We start from the raw sequence: 19464 nt of genomic DNA on the forward strand, positions 1-19464 counted from the left end.
CTAATCAACTTTTAGTGGCATAGTTGATAACTGCATAATCCATAACCTGTCGATTATAAGGAACACCTAATTTTGCAAAGCAGTCTGCTACTGTGTCATTTGTAGGATAAGCCTCTACATTATCATTGGTATAATTCTTGAAACAATTTTCTACGGCACTGTCGAAATTGCTTACGCCATTTGGTAAATTAGTAGAGACTGCTGCACCAGGAATAACCGAAGTTACAATAATTCTCACAGGCTGAACTTCCTGTAATTGTACTGTTGTATTATCAGTGCCTATAGGAAAAAATTTAAATGGTGTGTCAGAATCTAAACTTCCTTTTTTCACAGCCACTTGTGTAATTACGGCTGCTCTACCACTACTATAATCACTATTTTGTATTTTACAAAAACCACTAATACCGAGCTCGGTATTATTAATTGAGCTTTGACTATTCCAATATACTATGCTGGAGTCGCGTAAATTAAAAAGATTACTTCTATTTTTAGGTCGATAACAAAATACGAGCTCTTTATTAATATATGAATCAGGCTTAACCACACCAAATAAGCCTAATGCACTTATATTTTTCTGTAAATTTGCTAAAACAGCGTTATCACGTTCTATTGTAAAAAATATACTGTCTGCTGTTTGCATTAATAAGGTCTGAGCTTGACTATTGGTAGCGATTGCTAAACTTGTAATACTTTGGCGAATCGCAAGAGTACCAACGATAGTTATAATGACCAATAGGATCAATACAACAATTAATGTAGCGCCTTTCTGTCTTATATAACTCATTATAACTCCTCCGTTAAACCGTAGCCGTTACGAAGAGCTATAGTCTGAGTGATAATCTGACGGAGATATTTACCAGAATTCTGGGCAGCAGGCGTTAAATTTAACTTTTGATCTAACAAATTATATTCTTGGATATTAGTAACCAGACTATCATTCATATTTTCACTACCCCTTACTAATAACCCTATTTGAAGTGACATAATACGCGGTCTAGGCAGTATATTAGTAAGGGTGAGATCATTAGAGTTATTACCCATATATTCGCTTATAGAAACATAACGAAAATCGTCAGTATTATTTTCTTTTATACCCAGTAAAAGATGAAAATGATCTACACGGCGCATGATAATCTCTCCTGCCCCACCGTAACCACTAATTGATGTAGGTAAAGTGGCAACCTTTGTTTTATATCGCCCTGCGTCACAAGCAAGAGCCAAATTATTACTGTCGCTACCATCTCTTCTTAAAAAGTAGCGCTGTACTATATAAGTTCCATCAGTAATATCATTTTGATTTATTATATTACCTTCACAGTCAGTGGTATTTGGTTCTACTGCCTTATATTGAATTACTAACTGATCACTTGCCGATACAATACTACTATCACCTGCTGAACCGATTGCATTACTAGCGCCTGTCCACTGATTACCACTTCCTGTAGACTGACCAGCACCTCGTGTCATTAAGGTTTTAGGAATATTAGCAGAGCTTAAAGTATATGGGAGATTAGCTGTTATTATCTCCTGTTCAGCCGGCGTCAGACTAGCTGGATAGCTCGCCAAACCAGTCAGAACTATACCTCCATATAAATTACGATCATTAATAACGGCCTGAGCCGCGTCAAGATTAGCTTTTCTAATATCCTGAATAAGATAATTGAGCCCAAAATTACCATTATCTTGTATTTCAGCCATTGCCCGCTGTAGATTTAAACTTGTTTGCCCTGTTATAAAAAGCTGAGAGGCTGCAGCTACAATTAATAATCCTAAAACTATAGAGACCATCAGTTCAACTAATGTAAACCCTAACTGATTATTTTTAATATTCATTTAATAGGCCTCTAATACCACACACTGTGAAGTCATCGTATAACTTCCATTGTTAGTACAACTTGTAGAACTACTCCCATCAGTTGGCTGCGAATCTCCCCAAGCTACATAAATGCAGCTTCTTTCGCCTTTTAAAGCACCAGCACAATCACTTAACCCTACTTTCATCCCAATCAAAAAAGCCTTATATAGAATTTGATTAGCATCCTGATTTGCCAACTCTGTACTGCTGCATCTTTTACTTTGATAACAGTTTTGTCCGCTCCAACTATAAGACTCCACATATTGTTTTGAAGCGAAGGCATTCATATAGGCACTAATTTTTTGGTTAGTATCCTTGCCTGTGCTATCTTTTACGACAATACTCTTAGACAATCCAACTTGGTTGGCTCTGATTCTCTCTGCCAGATCACGTGCTAAATTCATTGCCTGGATACGATTATTTGCCTCTGCTGTAGCATCTACTGCCCTTAACTGAAGAGCAGTAAAACCTAAAACCCCTATAGCCAGTAAAGTCAGCGCTACTAATACTTCCACCATACCAACGCCTTGATTCTTTTTTCTATAATTCATGTACATGTTCCTTCTGGCTTTATGTACTGAGTTCCTATCTTAGTTAAAGTAATTGTCTTTGTAGTTTTTGTTTTGGAGTTACACACTATGAAATCAATATCACCCGATGAATTTTTAACTGTTCCGTCCGGATTAAAGGTAATATTACTTGTAGAAGAAATGAGACGATTATAGTCCACCGGATTCCAATAAAAAGTATTCGCAGTATTAGAGTTATCAGTATTCAGAATCACTGTCACCTCTATTCTTAAAAGTGCAGCTTGACTGCGTGCTTTACCTAGAGTATTTGAAAGCTCTCTAATTGCTGAATTAAGTCTTTGCTTTGCTATTAAATTATTCATAGAAGGTGCAGCGATAGTAGCAAGAATTACTATTACCGCAATAGTGACCATCAATTCAACCAACGTAAAACCGCGCTTGAGTTGCATGATCGCCTCCTGTCAAAATTTTGACGTCTTTTAAATAATACAGTTTACATTAACAGAACATATACAGAACAGATAAAGGGTATAAAAAAACAGATAACCGTTATTTAACAACTATCTGTTTTAAAACTTTAAAAGCTAATAAAAATTTATATTTAAGCCTGCGTTACAGGAATTCTTAATTCTTTAGGCAGGCTAAAAGTAATATTTTCTTCACAGCCTGAAAGTTCCTGCGGTGCTTGGGCTCCCCAATCCTGCAGGCGCTGAATTACCTGTTTGATTAAAATTTCTGGCGCAGATGCTCCAGCGGTTACACCAATTTTGGTAGTTTGTCTAAACCAGCCATGTTCCAGCTGATCAGCATTATCTACCAAATAGGCTGTCTTACCCATACGTTCTGCCAATTCACGTAATCGGTTAGAATTAGAAGAATTGGGGGAACCCACTACTAGTACAACATCACATTGCTTCGAGAGATCACGCACTGCATCTTGGCGGTTCTGTGTGGCATAACAAATATCATCTTTGCGTGGTCCCTGAATATGAGGAAATTTCTTACGCAATGCATCAATTACTTTAGCCGTATCATCAATAGATAAGGTCGTCTGGGTAACAAAAGCAACTTTTTCAGGATTACGCACAATTAAGGCCTCAACATCCTGTTCATCTTCAACCAGATAAATATCGCCACCTTGGCTTTTATCGTACTGCCCCATGGTTCCCTCAACTTCCGGATGACCTTGATGCCCGATCAGAATTGCTTCTATACCTTCACGTGCATACTTGGTTACCTCAATATGAACTTTAGTCACCAAGGGGCAAGTTGCATCAAATACTTTCAGACCACGACGTTCAGCTTCTAGCTGGACTGCCTTGGAAACTCCATGAGCACTAAAAATAACAATATTATCGTCTGGTACTTCATCCAGTTCATCAACAAAGATGGCGCCACGCTGCCGCAGATCATCTACTACAAATTTGTTATGTACCACCTCGTGACGAACATAAATGGGCGGGTTAAAGCATTCAAGTGCACGGTTGACGATCGCAATGGCTCGGTCTACACCTGCACAGAACCCGCGTGGATTGGCCAATACAATTTCCATAAGATCCTCAATGTTCACTTAAACGGCTGAATATTTTTGTCAGAACCCGCCAACTATTTCAGCTCAACTATTTAGTTTAGGCGCGCTCTGCTCTAAAATAGAGAAGATATTTTATCATATCAGGAAAAATATCATGTCGGGTCTATTGTTTGTCGTTTCTGCTGCGTCAGGAACAGGCAAAACATCTCTTGTTAAAGCCCTTCTTGAACGTGTCAGCAATTTGCATGTATCTGTTTCCCATACGACTCGTGGTCAGCGTCCCGGCGAGCTGAACGGTGTACACTATCATTTTACCAGTAAAGAAGAATTTCTGGCCCAAGTTGAAGAGGGCGGTTTTGTAGAATATGCAGAAGTTTTTGGTAATTATTATGGGACATCACAGGCCACTGTAAAAGAACAGCTGGCTAAAGGACATGATGTTTTACTTGAGATTGACTGGCAAGGTGCCGAGCAGGTTCGCAAGATTTTTCCTGATTCCAGACAGATTTTTATTCTACCGCCAAGTCAGTTTGACTTGCGTCAGCGTTTATCTAATCGCGGTACTGACAGCGTTGAGGTAATTGAACACCGCCTGAGCTGTGCGGTTGAAGACATGCAGCAGTATGTCAATTTTGATTATTTAATCATTAATGATGATTTCAATAAAGCCTTGCACGATCTTGAGTCTGTAATCAATGCTAACCGCCTTACCATGGTCCAGCAAGCTAATCGTCATCAAGGCCTGATCGAAAAACTCATCAGCCCGGTAAGTGAATAAACTTGAGTCAAGCCTAAAAGCATTTTATACTGTGCAGTCTAGCCCAGATTTTATATTGAAATAAACGAGAACTCTTATGGCACGCGTAACCGTTGAAGATTGTTTAGACCATGTAGACAACCGCTTTGAGCTTGTACTAGTGGCAAGCAAGCGCGCGCGTCAACTTGCACGACAAGGCATTGAGCCTACTGTTGAATGGGACAATGACAAACCGACTGTAGTTGCTTTACGTGAAATTGCAGCTGGTCACGTTTCTAAAGACATCCTGAAACAGCGTGATCAGGATTATCAGACTTCTAGCCTTGATTTGGCCCTGTCTGCGAATAATCTGAATCTTGAAGGTTTCTCTTTTCAATAAGACCAAGCTTCTCTAAAAAGGCCTAGTTCAATACTAGGCCTTTTTATTCCAAGGGAATTGAATGTTTTAAAAATCGGCAAAAACAATAGGTCTGATTGAAAAAAATTGCTATTTTTTGCCTGTAAAAAATTGACAAGTGAAGCAATATGATTTTCATTAGAAGATTGTTAAATTTAACTGAAAACTATCAGTAAAGGGTGATTTATGCCAGGCGAAGAGGTCAGCCAAGCCAGATTACAGCTCAAAATGATTATCGATGCGTATTTAAGTCCAGACGACGTCGAGCGTGTACTTGCGGCCTGTGATTTTGCTGATCTTGCACACACCGGCATTACCCGTAAAAGTGGCGAGCCCTATATACTGCATCCGATTGCTGTGACCTGTATTCTGGCGCATATGCGTCTTGACAGTGAAACACTGATGGCTGCCTTGATGCACGACGTGGTAGAAGATACCGATTTTTCGAAAGAAGATATTAAAGAAAAATTTGGTCCTGTAGTTGCCGAGCTGGTAGATGGTGTTACCAAGCTAACGCATTCCAGTGACAAACAATATAATAAGGCTGCGTCCTTCCGCAAAATTTTGCAGGCCACTTTACAAGATCCGCGTGTCATTATTATTAAACTGGCTGACCGCTACCATAATATGACTACACTGGATGCCTTACGCCCTGACAAGCGTGCGCGTATTGCCCAAGAAACCTTTGATATTTTTGTACCTATGGCGCGTATTGTGGGTATGAACGAGATGGCTGATAACCTCGAGCATTTGTGTTATCAGAATCTTGACCTTGATATGTTTGATAATGTTCAGGAAGCACTCAAACAGACCAAGCCAAAACGTTGCCAGTTTCAGGCAATATGGGAACAGAAGCTTGGAGAGCTGTTAAAAGCTTATCATCTTGAAGGGCGAATTAAGAAGAAAGATAACAATATTGAACTATTACGACATTTTGTTAAAAATGAGATGAATCTGCAAGAGCTAACCCATAGCCATGCATTCGAGATTATTTTGCAAAGTATTGCTGACTGTGATCGCCTGGTTGAGGCTTTAGAGCAGAATTTTCAGGTTTTACAGTTTGAAGACCATATCCGTCGTCCCCTGCCCGGTGGTAATCAATCGCTTCTGATGAAACTTAAGGGCGAACAGACTACCTTGTCTTTAACCATTCAGACTGAACTGATGCGTAAGGCCGCGCGCTTTGGTGTGGTATTAGGTGAAAGTGCACCACAAGCTTGCCGCTCGGCTATTCAGGCTTCTATGCAAAATCTGAATACGCTGATTGATGGCGAATGTGCTAAAACCACTTTTAATGATTTGCTGGATTATCTGCATCAGGAAAAAATCTGGGTTTATACTCCACACGGTCATCTGCATGAACTTCCTCAAGGTGCTACCGTGGTTGATTTTGCCTATGCAGCCAGTCTGTTTTTAGGTAACCATGCCGTTGGTGCCAAAATTAATGGAGAAATACGACCGCTTTCTACGCCTCTGGTCAGTGGACAGGTGGTTGAGATTATTACAGATGTATTGGCAACTCCAAATCCAGACTGGCTCAGCTTTATCAACACACAAAAAGCACGTCGTGCCTTACAGAATATTTTAAAAGATCAGGATATTGATGAGCAGCGTTTAGTAGGTCAGCAAGCTTTGAATCGGGCATTGAAGATGTTCAATCGCTCAATAAAAGATTTGTCTGATGCTGATTGGGTTGATCTTTTGCAATGGCGCCATATTGAACATAAAGAAAGTCTGTTTGAACAAATCGCAGTAGGTGACCTGCTGCCGCAACTGGTTGCTAATCACCTTTATGCTCAGGAACAGGCTGATGAAGAATATAATTCACAACGCCTAATACAAGGCACAGATGGCGTAGATGTGAAATATGCGCACTGTTGCAACCCGGTCTTGGGCGACCCGATTCAGGGCCATCTGTCACGCCGTGGCTTAATTGTACATCGGGCCCGTTGTAATAATTTAATGCATGAACAGCATCTGCATCCGGAAACGATCATGCCGCTACACTGGAATTCAGAAAGTGAGGAAGAAGTCAGTTTCACTGCTTATCTGTGTATCGACATGGCAATGGATGACGAGCAGATTTCTGACTTGATCTATCAATGTCGTAAAGCCAAGACCGGAGTGGAAATGGTTCAATCGCAGGATGACCGGACTTATGTCAACATCGTAGTCAATAACCGTCGTCAGATTGCCCAAATCATTCGCGATTTACGCATGCATTTTGGTTTTCCACGTATTAGCCGTTTGTCTATGCCAGTTGCTTTGGTCCAGAATGCCAGTTAAATCAAGTTGATCAGTTATATCGATTAGTACTTTTGTCACTGCCTGGCATGGTTTATGATCAGACAGGTCAAAAATCAAGGAGAAATCGATGTCCCGCCAAGTGATTCATACTGAAAACGCTCCAGCTGCTATTGGTACCTACTCTCAAGCTATTTTGGTTGGTGAAACACTTTACCTGTCTGGTCAGATTGGTTTAGACCCTTACAGTATGGAGCTGGTCGATGGCATCGAAGCACAGGTTCGCCGCGTCTTTGATAATTTAAAAGCTGTGTGTGAAGCTGCTGGCGGCACATTGGCTGATATTGCCAAACTCAATATTTACCTGACTGATCTTTCCCATTTCCAGCTGGTTAACCAGATTATGGGTGAATATTTTGCTCAGCCCTATCCGGCGCGTGCTGCTTTAGGCGTAGCAAGCCTACCTAAAGGAGCTCTGGTTGAGATGGACGGTATCGTTATTATTAATCAATAACTTATAAAATTCATCAGCACTTTAATCTTAAATAATCAAATCTAAATCATGAATCACTTTGTGCGGCAATCTATGTAATACCCAGATTTCCGCTCAGGTGATATTTTTTATTCAAAAAGCCAATTAAAAAAATAGCCTTTTTAAATGAATTTCATTGACAAACGATAATAATTATCAATAATATCACTTATCCCGTTTATATTACTGTGGTTAGCGCCGATATGTACGTTTGCCTGTGCCGTGGAATTACTGATCAAGATATCAAAGATGCTGTTGCCAATGGTGCAGAAAGCTATCGTGAAATTCGTGATTTACTTGACCTAGGAACCTGCTGTGGTCGTTGTGCCCCAGAAGCACGTAGTATTATCAGTGATGAACTGTCCGAAATTGCAGCACGTATTTCTGTAGCGGCTTAAGCCCCAAAATATAATGACAATAAAGATTCTTCTTGCATAAATTAAGGTTCAGCTTCAAGTTTCTTGTGAAGAGAATTAAAAGATTTATGCAAGAACTCTCTCATGATCAATCGATCATCTTCTCCTCCCCGCTTGTGACTCTAGGCGGGTTTTTATTCTCCACCATAAAAGCTGCTGTGTTTCTGATTGCGATTTTCATTTGCTGTTCTATAAATTACTCGCCATTCATGGATGGGTTCGCTAAGATAACTCTATAGATTGCCTTATATCTTTCATAAGGCAGAAATTGTTTATGGAGAACTTACAATGAAAGGCAATCGTGATGTAATCAATCAGCTCAACCAAGTGCTTTATCATCAACTGACCGCTATTAACCAGTACTTTTTACATTCCCGTATGTTCAATGATTGGGGGATTGGAAAGCTGGGTTCAGCCGAGTACAAAGAGTCTATTCACCAGATGAAGCACGCCGATAAAATTATTGAACGGATTTTATTTTTAGAAGGACTACCGAATTTGCAGCACCTTGGTAAGCTGTATATTGGCCAGCATACTGAAGAGGTTCTCTCTTGTGATGTGCGTAAGGTAAAAGAGAATATTGAAGCCTTACAAAAAGCTGTGTTGTTATCTGAACAGCTTATGGATTATGTAACCCGTGATATGGTACAAGAAATTCTAGAATCTGAAGAAGAGTATTGGGACTGGTTAGAAACCCAGCAGGATTTAATTCAAAGTGTGGGAATTGAGAACTATATTCAGAGTCATATATAAATTTTTATTTTTTATATTATAAAAAAATAGCCTTATTGCAAGGCTATTTTTTATTTTAATTAAATTAATCAGTTGTAGCTGTAGTACGGCAGTTTGCTGGTAAATATTTATTTGGCATTGTTCCAGTACAACCCCATTCGATTGCACCTGTAGGTACAGTACTTGCTGTAGCAGTGCCTGATAAAGCTGTTTGTGTTGTTGCAGTTGGGGTCGCTTTATAAGTCGGCGTTAATACAATAGTATTTTTTCCAGTAGTGGCGCCAGCAGCAGCTGTATAAGTTATAGTAATTGCACCAGTATCTTGTGCAATTTCAATACTGTCTACATTAGCTGTTTTAGCACCGTCATATCCTCGGCCTAAAGGTTGAGCGTTAGATGCATTTTCAGCAACAATAGCTTTTGCCGGGCTGGCTAAGTTTAAACCTTCTGTAACTTTTGCACGTACTGTATAATCTTGATAAGCCGGAATCGCAATTGCTGCCAAAATACCAATGATCGCAACCACGATCATGAGTTCGATTAAGGTAAAACCTTTTTGTGTATTCATAACATTCTCCACCACATGTGTTTTTTATATAGCTGTACAGCTAATTTATATATAGCACTAACTGTGCCAAGGCATATTATAATTATTTTTGCTAAAAGAACAGACACTTATATAAATAAATTTTTTCACTTTAATCTACCTCTAATTTAATTGTCATAAATTGACAAAAATTGTCACTATCAGTCTAAAAATACATCTCATTAATTTAATATAATAGGACGGTTTTCTATTTCATTGTTATCATCAATGACTTGGTTCACATAAAAACTGTTTAAAACCTGTCCAATACTTAATATACCTTCTACCACTGCCTCACGGTACTGCTGCTGTTTTAAACCGGCAGTAATCTGCTGACAGATTTCATTCCAGGTATGCTGCTCAGTAGCCTGCTTTATGCCACGATCAATTACGATCTCAACAGTACGTTCACACAGGTTCAGATATAAAAGAACCCCACTATTATATTCGGTATCCCAGACGCCTAACTCTGCAAAAAGCTGCCGGGCGCGCAAACAGGTATCTTGACTATAAGCCTGTTGACAGGGAATGTGACCTTCAACCACTACCTGAATTTCACCAACATGTCCCTGTTCAGCCTGTTGTACTGCTTGGGCAATCGCATTCTGGTCTTCACGAGTGAAATACCGCTTGCTGGCTGGCATATAAAAGAAGTGTTTAAACCAGCGTTTTAAACTATGAGAAGTTTTCTCTTCTAATTTTGGCTGTGTGACAATCTCTGTCGTATCTGTTTTAGTTACCATGAGCCTGATGCTCCTCCCCCGCCAAAGCCACCGCCTCCACCACTAAAGCCACCTCCACCAAATCCGCCTCTGCCACCACCGCCTCCACCACGTGAAGCAATAAAAAGATGTAGTATGGTCTGGGCAATTGAAGTAATTAGTAAAAAGAAAATCCCAAAACCGAGTAATAAACTGGTAATTATACCTGCACCATTTACCAGACCTGCAGCAACTGCAGCTACACCAGCAGTGGAAGCACTTAAACGATTACCGACAATAAATGAACCGAAAATACCGGCAATTAAAATAAACAGCCCCATGTTAAAGGTGCGCTCTTTGGCTTGCTGCTCATGCAGTGCCTGTTCTTGTTGTAATTTCAACTGCTCGGCCGCCCGCTGTGCAATTTCGGGATCAAGATTTAAAATACGCTCAATCTCATTTAAACCGGCATTAATTCCCTGTACATACTGCCCCTGTTTAAAAAAGGGTGTAATCTGATTACGGATAATCCTACTTAGCACAATATCAGGTAATACGCCCTCAAGGCCATATCCTGAAAGAATTTGAATGCGATGGTCATTTACTGCGATAGCCATTAACAGTCCATTATCCTGTTCGGCTGAACCCAGTTTCCACTGGTTTGCGGCACGCATAGCAAAGTCAAAAATATCTTCTTGTCCTGTAGTGGGTACAATAATTATTCCAACCTGTGCCTTGCCCTGCTGATAGAGATTTAAAATTTTCTGATCAATTGCCTGCTTTTCAGCAGCAGTAAGAAGTCCCGCCTGATCTACTACTGGTTGATTTAAAGTCGGTAACCCACGAATAGACTCACCTTCCGCCATATCATTATTAACTTCAGGTGTTTTAGTTCGTGCAGACGTAGACACGGGGTCTGTCGCGGTATGGCTGGCCTGTTGCTGGTTTTGTAAAACCTTACCTAACACCACAGCTTCAGTTGTGTCATTTTCTACAGGTTCACTCCAAACCGCTTGACCGCTTAGCAGGACTATACTGAGCAAACACAGCCGTATAATACAAAAAGGGATGGTCGCTTGAGCTGCAAATTTATTCTGCATTATCATCCCCCTTTTTTAAGTTTATTCAAAAGATACGGTTGGAGCTTTTTGTGCACCAGCTTCAGCAGTAAAGTTTGGTTTAGGTTCCATACCAATGACTTTTGCTGTCATAACCTGCGGGAACTGACGGGCATAAGAGTTAAAGTCCTGCACGCTGCTAATGTAGCGGTTACGTGCTACAGCAATACGGTTCTCGGTACCTTCAAGCTGGACCTGTAAATCACGAAACTGTTCATTTGCTTTCAGGTCAGGGTAGTTTTCTGAAACTGCAATCAGGCGTGATAATGCACCGGTCAACTGGCTTTGTGCCTGCTGATAGCGTTGAAATAATTCAGGATCTTCCAGTACTTCACGATCTACTTTTAGCCCGGCCACATTGGCACGCGCTTGAGTTACTTCAGTGAGTACCTGTTCTTCGTGTTTGGCATAGCCTTTAACAACATTGACCAGATTCGGTACAAGATCAGCGCGGCGCTGGTACTGGTTTTGTACTTCGGACCAAGCAGCAGTTACTGCCTCATCTTTCACCTGTAAAGTGTTATAACCACAGCCTGAAAGGCTTAATGTACTGGCCAGAATGAGAGCGATTAGGCTTTTACTCAGCATTTTCATGCAGCTATCCTCTAATATTTATTTGTATTTGTTCATTTAAAGTCATTGTAAATATAATTTAAGCTATTTGTGTTGCTTTATTTTAAAGATGAGCAAGGAAATTCAAGGAAGGAACAGGCTGGGAAAGCCTGAAAAAGCTTTAATTTATTAAAATTATTAGTAAAAATTTATAAGAGACGATAGATAAAACCCTACTATTCTTTCAATATTAAACTGAGAGTTAATACTGAAAGTCGGTCATCTGATAATCTTGTGCCAGATGCTTTTTCCAGTATTCGAGTTCAATAGAATAATCATTCTGTTCAGGATGAAAGTCTTTTTTATAATATGACAAATATTCTGGAAACAGCTGAACCAGCATTTTAACCAGCAGATAAGCACCAAATAGATTACCCTTAATTTGAGGGAGGCTTTTCCATTTATCCTGCATGAATAAACGTCCGGTTGAGTAGACTGCGAGACTAAAAAACCCGCCAGTTACCCGTTTCATCACGCGACGACGCAAGCGCTGGTCAGCATATAACTGCTGATAAACATCAAATGCAACAGAGCGGTGTTCAATCTCTTCAATGGCATGCCATACCCAAAGCTTCATGGCATCCTCATCCAGTGTACTTAATACCTCAGGATGTTTGAGGATATATCCACCAAGTAAAGCTGTAAAATGCTCAAAAGCACTGGTAATCGCGAGCTGTACCTTGGGCGGTAAATTGCGCACATGTTTATTCTGGCGTTCCAGCCATGCCTGAAAATTATCCAGCTGATAGTCATCTTTACGCCAAGCCTGATTAAATTCAGTATGGGCCTTGGAGTGCATAGCCTCCTGTCCAATAAAAGCAGCAATCTGTGTTTGTAAAACCGGATCTGTAATCTGATCCCGTACATTCCGGACACTATGTACAAAAAACTGTTCACCTACCGGAAAGGTAGAAGACAACGCTGTGAGAAAATGTGACATCAAAGGTGAGCGAGCAAAATAATAACGCGAAATTTTTTCTGGATTGAAGTCTAACTTACGTACAGTAATTCCTGTTGCCTTTGGCCGATTCCGGTACAGTGGATTTGCTGTCATTAAATCATTCATCACAATGGCTGCCTAACGGAGATACCATTAGTATGAGTTTAGAAAACTATAACGCACATGGCTAAACTGCTTGCTTTAGTTAGCCAAAACTATCAAATTGATAAATTAAATAGATGGCATACAAGACCTTTTATGCATTGAAAAGAATATTTATAATGAAAATATGTAGTACCTATGACTCATAACATAGCGGGCTTGAAAAATTATTAAGACAGTTACCTTAAGACCAAATATTTATTTTAATTATTTAAATACAAATACTTATAATATGATTTATTATAAATATTTCTTCTAGTTTTCCGATTAATCAAAAAACCAGACATATAAAAATCACCCCAAGACTGGCCCGAGGTGATACATTAAAATAATAACTTAAACGTCCAGGTAGTCCAGAATACCCTCAGCAGCTTGGCGGCCTTCCCAGATTGCAGTGACTACCAGATCAGAGCCACGAACCATATCACCACCTGCAAAGATTTTCGGGTTCGATGTCTGGAATTTGTATGTTTGAAGTTCTGGAGCAACTACACGACCTGAACCATCCAGTCCAATATTGACATCCTTAAACCAGTCAGCAGGGCTAGCACGGAAACCAAAAGCAAGCAACACGGCATCTGCGGGTAATATCTCTTCCGAACCCGGTATTGGCTCTGGGCTACGACGACCGCGACTATCAGGTTCACCCAGTTGAGTCGTCACCACTTTAACACCTGTCACCTTACCATTTTCACCTACAATCTCGACAGGCTGGCGGTTAAACAGGAAGTTCACCCCTTCTTCACGGGCATTTTGTACTTCACGACGTGAACCTGGCATGTTGGCTTCATCACGGCGATAAGCACAGGTTACTTCTGCTGCGCCCTGCCGGATTGATGTACGGTTACAGTCCATGGCAGTATCACCACCACCTAGGACAATCACCTTTTTTCCTTCCATACTAATGTATTCAGATGGATCTTTTTCCCAGCCCTGACAACGGTTAACATTGGCGATCAGGAAATCAAGAGCATCATATACACCTTCATATTCCTCACCTGCAAAGCCACCTTTCATGTAGGTATAAGTCCCCATTCCCATGAACACTGCATCAAAATCATTCAGTAGCTGATCGATCGTGATATCTGTACCAATTTCAGTGTTCAAACGGAATTCAATCCCCATACCGGTGAAGATTTCACGGCGGCGTTTCATGACATCTTTTTCCATCTTAAATTCAGGAATACCAAATGTCAGCAGGCCACCGATTTCCGGGCGTTTATCAAAAACTACCGGTTTTACCCCATTACGGACCAGAATATCTGCACAGCCAAGACCCGCCGGCCCAGCACCGATAATGGCAACTTTTTTGCTGGTCCACTGGACATTAGACATATCTGGACGCCAGCCCAGTGCAAAGGCGGTATCATTAATATATTTTTCAGCATTACCAATAGTTACGGCACCAAATCCGTCATTTAGGGTACATGCACCTTCACATAAACGGTCTTGCGGACAAACACGCCCACAGACTTCTGGCAGGGTATTGGTCTGATGGCACAGTTCCGCCGCCTGGAATACGCGACCTTCAGCGATCAGTTTTAACCAGTTTGGAATATAGTTATGTACTGGGCACTTCCATTCACAGTATGGATTACCACAGCCTAAACAGCGATGAGTCTGGTTAGATGCAACATCCTGACTAAACGGTTTATAAATCTCCACAAACTCTGCTTTGCGGACAGCAATATCTTTTTTTTCTGGATCCTGACGTGCTACATCCAGAAATTGAAAGTCATTATTGAGGCGTTCTGCCATGTCTCTCTCCGTAGGTGGGCACAGCTCCGTGTTCAGGAGTCTGTACCTGCCTGTTTATTTGCAGTCGTGGAATTATTGAGGATCAGCCTGAGTCGTTTTTAACAACGTCAACAGATTCGCCGCTTTTGGTTTCACCAGCCAGAATTTACGGCTGTAGTAATCAAACTCATTGCGGATCTTGTAGGCCCAGGCACTACCTGTCTCGGCAATGTGCTCATCAATAATTCGCAGCAGAAACTCTTTATGATCTTCCATCGCTTCAGTCGAAATACGGTTTAGATCAATTAACTCATGGTTATAGTGGTCAACAAAATCATTGTCGAGGTCAAGCACATAAGCAAAACCACCGGTCATGCCCGCGCCAAAGTTATGTCCAACTTTACCCAGGACAGTGACCACGCCACCAGTCATATATTCACAGCAGTGATCACCTGCGCCTTCAATTACTGCAAAGGCACCAGAGTTACGTACCGCAAAACGCTCGCCAGCTGTACCAGCCGCGAACAGTTTACCACCAGTTGCACCATATAGGCAGGTGTTACCAATAATTGCGGTATTCTGAGTCTGGAACGGCGAACCTTTTGGCGGGAAGATCGAAATCCGGCCACCCGCCATGCCTTTACCAACGTAGTCATTGGCATCACCTTCAAGGCGAATATGCAGACCACCCGCATTCCACACCCCTAGTGACTGACCTGCTGTACCATTCAGGTTCATGACTACTGGATGGGCTTCCATACTGAGGTTTCCATAGCGACGGGCAATCTCACCAGAGATACGTGCTCCAATCGAACGGTCACAGTTCACTACTTTATAGTTAAAGGTCCCTGTAGTTCCTGCTTCAATTGCTGGTAGCATCTCTTCAACCATACGTTCAGCCAGCAGACCTTTATCAAATGGCTCATTGCCCTGCACCTCACAGTACTGCGCCTTGCCTTCTGCTGCCGGATGTGAAGTCAGTAATGCACTTAAATCCAGATGGGCATGTTTGTCAGTTTCACCAGGCAATACTTCAAGTAGGTCTACACGGCCAATCAGATCTTTGAGTGAAGCGACCCCAAGCGCAGCCAGCCATTCACGAGTTTCTTCCGCAATAAAATGGAAGAAATTAATTAGCATTTCTGGCTCACCAATGTAGTGCTCATGACGCAGATGGTCCTGCTGAGTTGCAACACCGGTTGCACAGTTATTCAAGTGGCAGATCCGCAGATATTTACAGCCTAATGCAATCATTGGTGTAGAACCAAAACCGAAACTTTCCGCACCCAGAATTGCAGCTTTAATAACATCCAGACCGGTCTTCAGGCCACCATCAGTCTGTACTCGCACCTTGCCACGCAAATCATTTACACGCAGGGCCTGATGCGCTTCTGCCAAGCCCAGCTCCCATGGAGAGCCGGCATGATGAATTGATGATAATGGTGAGGCCGCTGTACCACCATCATATCCAGAGATGGTAATAAAGTCCGCATATGCTTTGGCTACACCTGCTGCAATAGTTCCTACCCCTGGCTCAGACACCAGTTTGACTGAAACCATAGCCTGCGGATTAACCTGTTTCAAATCAAAAATCAGCTGAGACAAATCTTCAATTGAATAAATATCATGATGCGGTGGAGGAGAAATCAGGGTAACGCCTGGTACCGAGTAACGTAAGCGTGCAATCAGACTATTGACCTTACCACCTGGTAGCTGTCCGCCTTCACCCGGTTTCGCCCCTTGAGCTACCTTAATCTGCAAAACTTCTGCCGAGGTCAGATAAGCAGGCGTTACACCAAAACGTCCAGAAGCAATCTGCTTGATTTTTGAGTTACGAATGGTCCCGTAACGTGCCGGATCTTCACCACCTTCACCAGAGTTTGAACGACCACCAATGGTATTCATTGCTACAGCAATCGCTTCATGCGCTTCTGGAGATAACGCACCCAATGACATCCCCGCAGAATCAAAACGTGGAAGAATCGACTCTACAGACTCAACCTGATCCAGTGCGATCGGATTATCTGTTTTCAGCTTAAATAGATCACGAATAGTGGCAATTGGACGCTGATTAACCAGCTGTGCATATTCTTTAAAATCCTGATACTGGCCAGAGCGCACAGCTTTATGCAACGCATTAATCACATCCGGATTAAAGGCATGATATTCCTTACCGAATACGAATTTTAGCATACCACCCTGATCAATCGGCTTACGCGCTTTCCAGGCTAAGTCAGCCAGTTTCTTCTGATCATTTTCAAGGTCAACAAAAGTTGCGCCCTGAATACGGCTTGGTACACCAACAAAGCAGGTATCTACCACTTCACTTGATAAACCCACAGCTTCAAACAGCTGACCGCCACGATAAGATGCAACGGTAGAAATGCCCATTTTTGAGAGGACTTTCAGCAGGCCTTTTTCAATACCTTTACGGAAGTTTGCTTGCGCATGAATCGGATCACCCAGCAGTTCGCCTTTGGCAATCAGATCATTGATGACATCATAAGCAAGATAAGGGTAGATAGCTGTTGCACCAAAACCTAACAGTACTGCAAATTGATGTGGATCACGTGCAAAGCCGCTCTCGACCACAATATTGGCATCGGTACGCAAGCCAGCCTGAATCAGGTAATGATGGACAGCACCTGTCACCATGACCGCATTTGCCGGCAGATAGCCTTCACGAATCTTTTTGTCCGATAAGACCAGAATAGTTTTACCATCACGAATGGCCTGAGCAGACTCGGCACAGATCCGCGCGATTGCAGCCTGTAAACCCTCTTCTGCGACATAGTTCAGGTCAATCTCGGCAATCTCATAACCTGTGCGACCCAATGTACGGATCTGATGCATTTTTGAGTTAGACAATACTGGACTTGAAATGATCAGACGGTCTGCATGTTCTGGTCCCTGCTCAAATACATTCTGTTCACGACCCAGACAGGTTTCCAGTGACATCACGATTGATTCACGCAAAGGATCAATTGGCGGATTGGTCACCTGCGCAAACTGCTGACGGAAATAATCAGATACATGACGAACCTGGTGTGACAAGACGGCCATAGGAGTATCATCACCCATTGAACCGACAGCTTCCTGTCCACTTTCAGCAATCGGACGCAATAGCTGGTCCCGCTCTTCAAAGCTGACCATGAACATTTTTTGTGCAGCTTTTAACTGCTCATTTTTCAGACCTTTTTCACACAGGTGCTCTTCAAGCTCCGGACTGCCTTGCAACCGGATAGCATGGTCACGCAACCAGGCACGATAAGGACGCATATTTTTCAAGTGCTTGTTGACATCCTGAGTGTCTAGCAACTTACCGGTCAGGGTATCGATCACGAGGATCTGTCCAGGACCAACACGACCTTTAGAAATTACATCTTCTGGCTCATAACCCCACACCCCAATTTCTGATGCCAAGGTAATATAGCCATTTTTGGTAATTACCCAACGAGCCGGACGCAGTCCGTTACGGTCTAGCATACAGATCGCATGGCGGCCATCCTGAATAACCAGACCTGCAGGACCATCCCAAGCTTCCATATGCTTAGAATTAAATTCATAAAATGCGCGCAAGTCTGCATCGAGTGTTTCCACATTTTGCCATGCTGGTGGAACCAGCATACGCAAAGCACGGAACAGATCCATACCACCACCCACCAGAATTTCTAGCATATTATCTAAACTTGATGAATCTGAACCGGTACGGTTCACAATTGGCGTCATCTCAGTCAAGCCGGGTAATAGCGGATTTTCAAATTTTGGTGTGCGCGCCATTGCCCAGTTACGGTTAGCTGTAATGGTATTAATTTCACCATTATGTGCGAGATAGCGGAATGGCTGAGCCAGTGGCCAACGCGGCAGCGTATTAGTCGAGAAACGCTGATGGAACACCACGATATGTGAATGTAGGCGCTCATCGGCCAGATCCGTATAAAAATCTGCAATCGCTTCTGGCATCATCAGACCTTTATAGCTAATGACAGTAGTAGCCAGCGTGGTAACATAGAACAGTGGATCATTGACCTGCTGTTCGGCACGACGACGTGCCAAGAAAAGCTTGCGGTTAAATTCGACTTCAGTAACTCCCATCGGGCAGTTCACTAAAATCTGTTCAAAAGCAGGTAGAGAACGCAAAGCAATTTCACCCAACACTTCAGTTTTTGTTGGGACTACGCGCCAAGTTGCAACTTTTAAGCCTTCTGCTTCTATTTCTTTATTTAAAATCTGTTTAGCATGGTGAGCTAAGGCTGGATCAGTATTTAGAAATACGGTTCCGGCAGCAAATATTTCAGTCAGGTTTACGCCAAGTTTTTGTGCTTCTTCACGGAAAAACTGTTTAGGCATCGCCAGTAACAAGCCACAACCATCACCGGTTTTACCATCTGCAGCAATACCGCCACGGTGAGTCATGCAACTTAAACTATGAATTGCAGTCTCGACCAAATGATGGCTGGCTTCACCCTGCATGTGGGCGATCAGGCCAAAACCACAGTTATCTTTAAACTCATCGGGTTGATATAAACCTTGAGCGGGAGCTACAGTATTAGGCGATGGCATGTGCATAGCGTACCCTTCTTAACATGGCCCCTAATGGGCATCGAACAATTT

18 protein-coding genes are annotated in these 19464 nt (G+C 42.1%); 6 read left to right on the forward strand and 12 right to left on the reverse strand.

Going from position 1 to position 19464, the window contains the following annotated elements:
* Window positions 1–4: 4 nt before the first annotated feature.
* The 5 genes from AC0VYT_RS13050 to ispH form a co-directional block, all read right to left on the reverse strand.
* Window positions 5–784 carry a PilX N-terminal domain-containing pilus assembly protein gene (locus AC0VYT_RS13050; RefSeq protein WP_005405238.1) on the reverse strand — a complete coding sequence of 260 codons (780 nt, stop codon included), beginning with the start codon at window positions 782–784 and terminating at the stop codon, window positions 5–7.
* Window positions 784–1833 carry a PilW family protein gene (locus AC0VYT_RS13055; RefSeq protein ID WP_005405239.1) on the reverse strand — a complete coding sequence of 350 codons (1050 nt, stop codon included), beginning with the start codon at window positions 1831–1833 and terminating at the stop codon, window positions 784–786. Before AC0VYT_RS13055 ends, AC0VYT_RS13050 begins: the two co-directional genes overlap by 1 nt.
* Window positions 1834–2406: a type IV pilus modification protein PilV gene (gene pilV, locus AC0VYT_RS13060; RefSeq protein WP_005405240.1), complete on the reverse strand. Its 573-nt coding sequence runs from the start codon at window positions 2404–2406 to the stop codon at window positions 1834–1836. It lies immediately after the preceding gene.
* Window positions 2403–2834 (reverse strand): pilus assembly FimT family protein, encoded by a 432-nt coding sequence (locus tag AC0VYT_RS13065; RefSeq protein ID WP_005405241.1) that lies wholly within the window; start codon window positions 2832–2834, stop codon window positions 2403–2405. Before AC0VYT_RS13065 ends, pilV begins: the two co-directional genes overlap by 4 nt.
* Window positions 2835–2986: 152 nt before the next feature.
* Complete coding sequence (ispH, locus tag AC0VYT_RS13070; protein ID WP_005018168.1) at window positions 2987–3937, reverse strand: 4-hydroxy-3-methylbut-2-enyl diphosphate reductase; 951 nt, start codon at window positions 3935–3937, stop codon at window positions 2987–2989.
* A 133-nt stretch (window positions 3938–4070) separates the two neighbouring features.
* On the opposite strand from ispH, the gene gmk reads away from it, so the two are divergent.
* The 6 genes from gmk (at window position 4071) to bfr (ending at window position 9015) form a co-directional block, all read left to right on the forward strand.
* On the forward strand, window positions 4071–4694 hold the full coding sequence (gmk, locus tag AC0VYT_RS13075) for a guanylate kinase (protein WP_005018152.1): 624 nt from the start codon (window positions 4071–4073) through the stop codon (window positions 4692–4694).
* Between the two features lie 76 nt (window positions 4695–4770).
* Window positions 4771–5052, forward strand: a complete 282-nt coding sequence (gene rpoZ, locus AC0VYT_RS13080) for a DNA-directed RNA polymerase subunit omega (RefSeq protein WP_005024277.1) — start codon at window positions 4771–4773, stop codon at window positions 5050–5052.
* Between the two features lie 204 nt (window positions 5053–5256).
* A complete protein-coding gene (locus tag AC0VYT_RS13085) occupies window positions 5257–7356 on the forward strand; it encodes a RelA/SpoT family protein (protein ID WP_005024275.1) in 2100 nt (699 codons plus the stop codon).
* 88 nt (window positions 7357–7444) lie between these two features.
* Window positions 7445–7828, forward strand: coding sequence for a RidA family protein (locus AC0VYT_RS13090; protein WP_005024272.1), 384 nt, complete (start codon window positions 7445–7447; stop codon window positions 7826–7828).
* A 221-nt stretch (window positions 7829–8049) separates the two neighbouring features.
* Window positions 8050–8244: a bacterioferritin-associated ferredoxin gene (locus AC0VYT_RS13095; protein ID WP_005018142.1), complete on the forward strand. Its 195-nt coding sequence runs from the start codon at window positions 8050–8052 to the stop codon at window positions 8242–8244.
* A 306-nt stretch (window positions 8245–8550) separates the two neighbouring features.
* Window positions 8551–9015 carry a heteropolymeric bacterioferritin subunit Bfr gene (gene bfr, locus AC0VYT_RS13100; protein ID WP_248130346.1) on the forward strand — a complete coding sequence of 155 codons (465 nt, stop codon included), beginning with the start codon at window positions 8551–8553 and terminating at the stop codon, window positions 9013–9015.
* Window positions 9016–9079: 64 nt separating this feature from the next.
* Here the strand turns inward: bfr and AC0VYT_RS13105 are convergent, their stop codons facing one another.
* From AC0VYT_RS13105 to gltB, 7 genes are all read right to left on the reverse strand, one after another.
* On the reverse strand, window positions 9080–9562 hold the full coding sequence (locus tag AC0VYT_RS13105) for a pilin (protein ID WP_248130345.1): 483 nt from the start codon (window positions 9560–9562) through the stop codon (window positions 9080–9082).
* A 200-nt stretch (window positions 9563–9762) separates the two neighbouring features.
* Complete coding sequence (locus AC0VYT_RS13110; protein ID WP_248130344.1) at window positions 9763–10323, reverse strand: TPM domain-containing protein; 561 nt, start codon at window positions 10321–10323, stop codon at window positions 9763–9765.
* Window positions 10317–11381 (reverse strand): TPM domain-containing protein, encoded by a 1065-nt coding sequence (locus AC0VYT_RS13115; RefSeq protein ID WP_034671891.1) that lies wholly within the window; start codon window positions 11379–11381, stop codon window positions 10317–10319. The genes AC0VYT_RS13110 and AC0VYT_RS13115 overlap by 7 nt, the downstream gene beginning before the upstream one ends.
* A gap of 21 nt (window positions 11382–11402) precedes the next feature.
* A complete protein-coding gene (locus AC0VYT_RS13120; RefSeq protein WP_005018078.1) occupies window positions 11403–11993 on the reverse strand; it encodes a LemA family protein in 591 nt (196 codons plus the stop codon).
* A 220-nt stretch (window positions 11994–12213) separates the two neighbouring features.
* On the reverse strand, window positions 12214–13077 hold the full coding sequence (locus AC0VYT_RS13125; protein WP_005405249.1) for a metal-dependent hydrolase: 864 nt from the start codon (window positions 13075–13077) through the stop codon (window positions 12214–12216).
* Window positions 13078–13449: 372 nt separating this feature from the next.
* Complete coding sequence (locus tag AC0VYT_RS13130; protein WP_005018072.1) at window positions 13450–14871, reverse strand: FAD-dependent oxidoreductase; 1422 nt, start codon at window positions 14869–14871, stop codon at window positions 13450–13452.
* Between the two features lie 72 nt (window positions 14872–14943).
* On the reverse strand, window positions 14944–19413 hold the full coding sequence (gene gltB / locus AC0VYT_RS13135; RefSeq protein WP_005405250.1) for a glutamate synthase large subunit: 4470 nt from the start codon (window positions 19411–19413) through the stop codon (window positions 14944–14946).
* Between the last annotated feature and the right edge of the window lie 51 nt (window positions 19414–19464).

The organism is Acinetobacter sp. QJM3NY_42 (genome assembly GCF_056173745.1).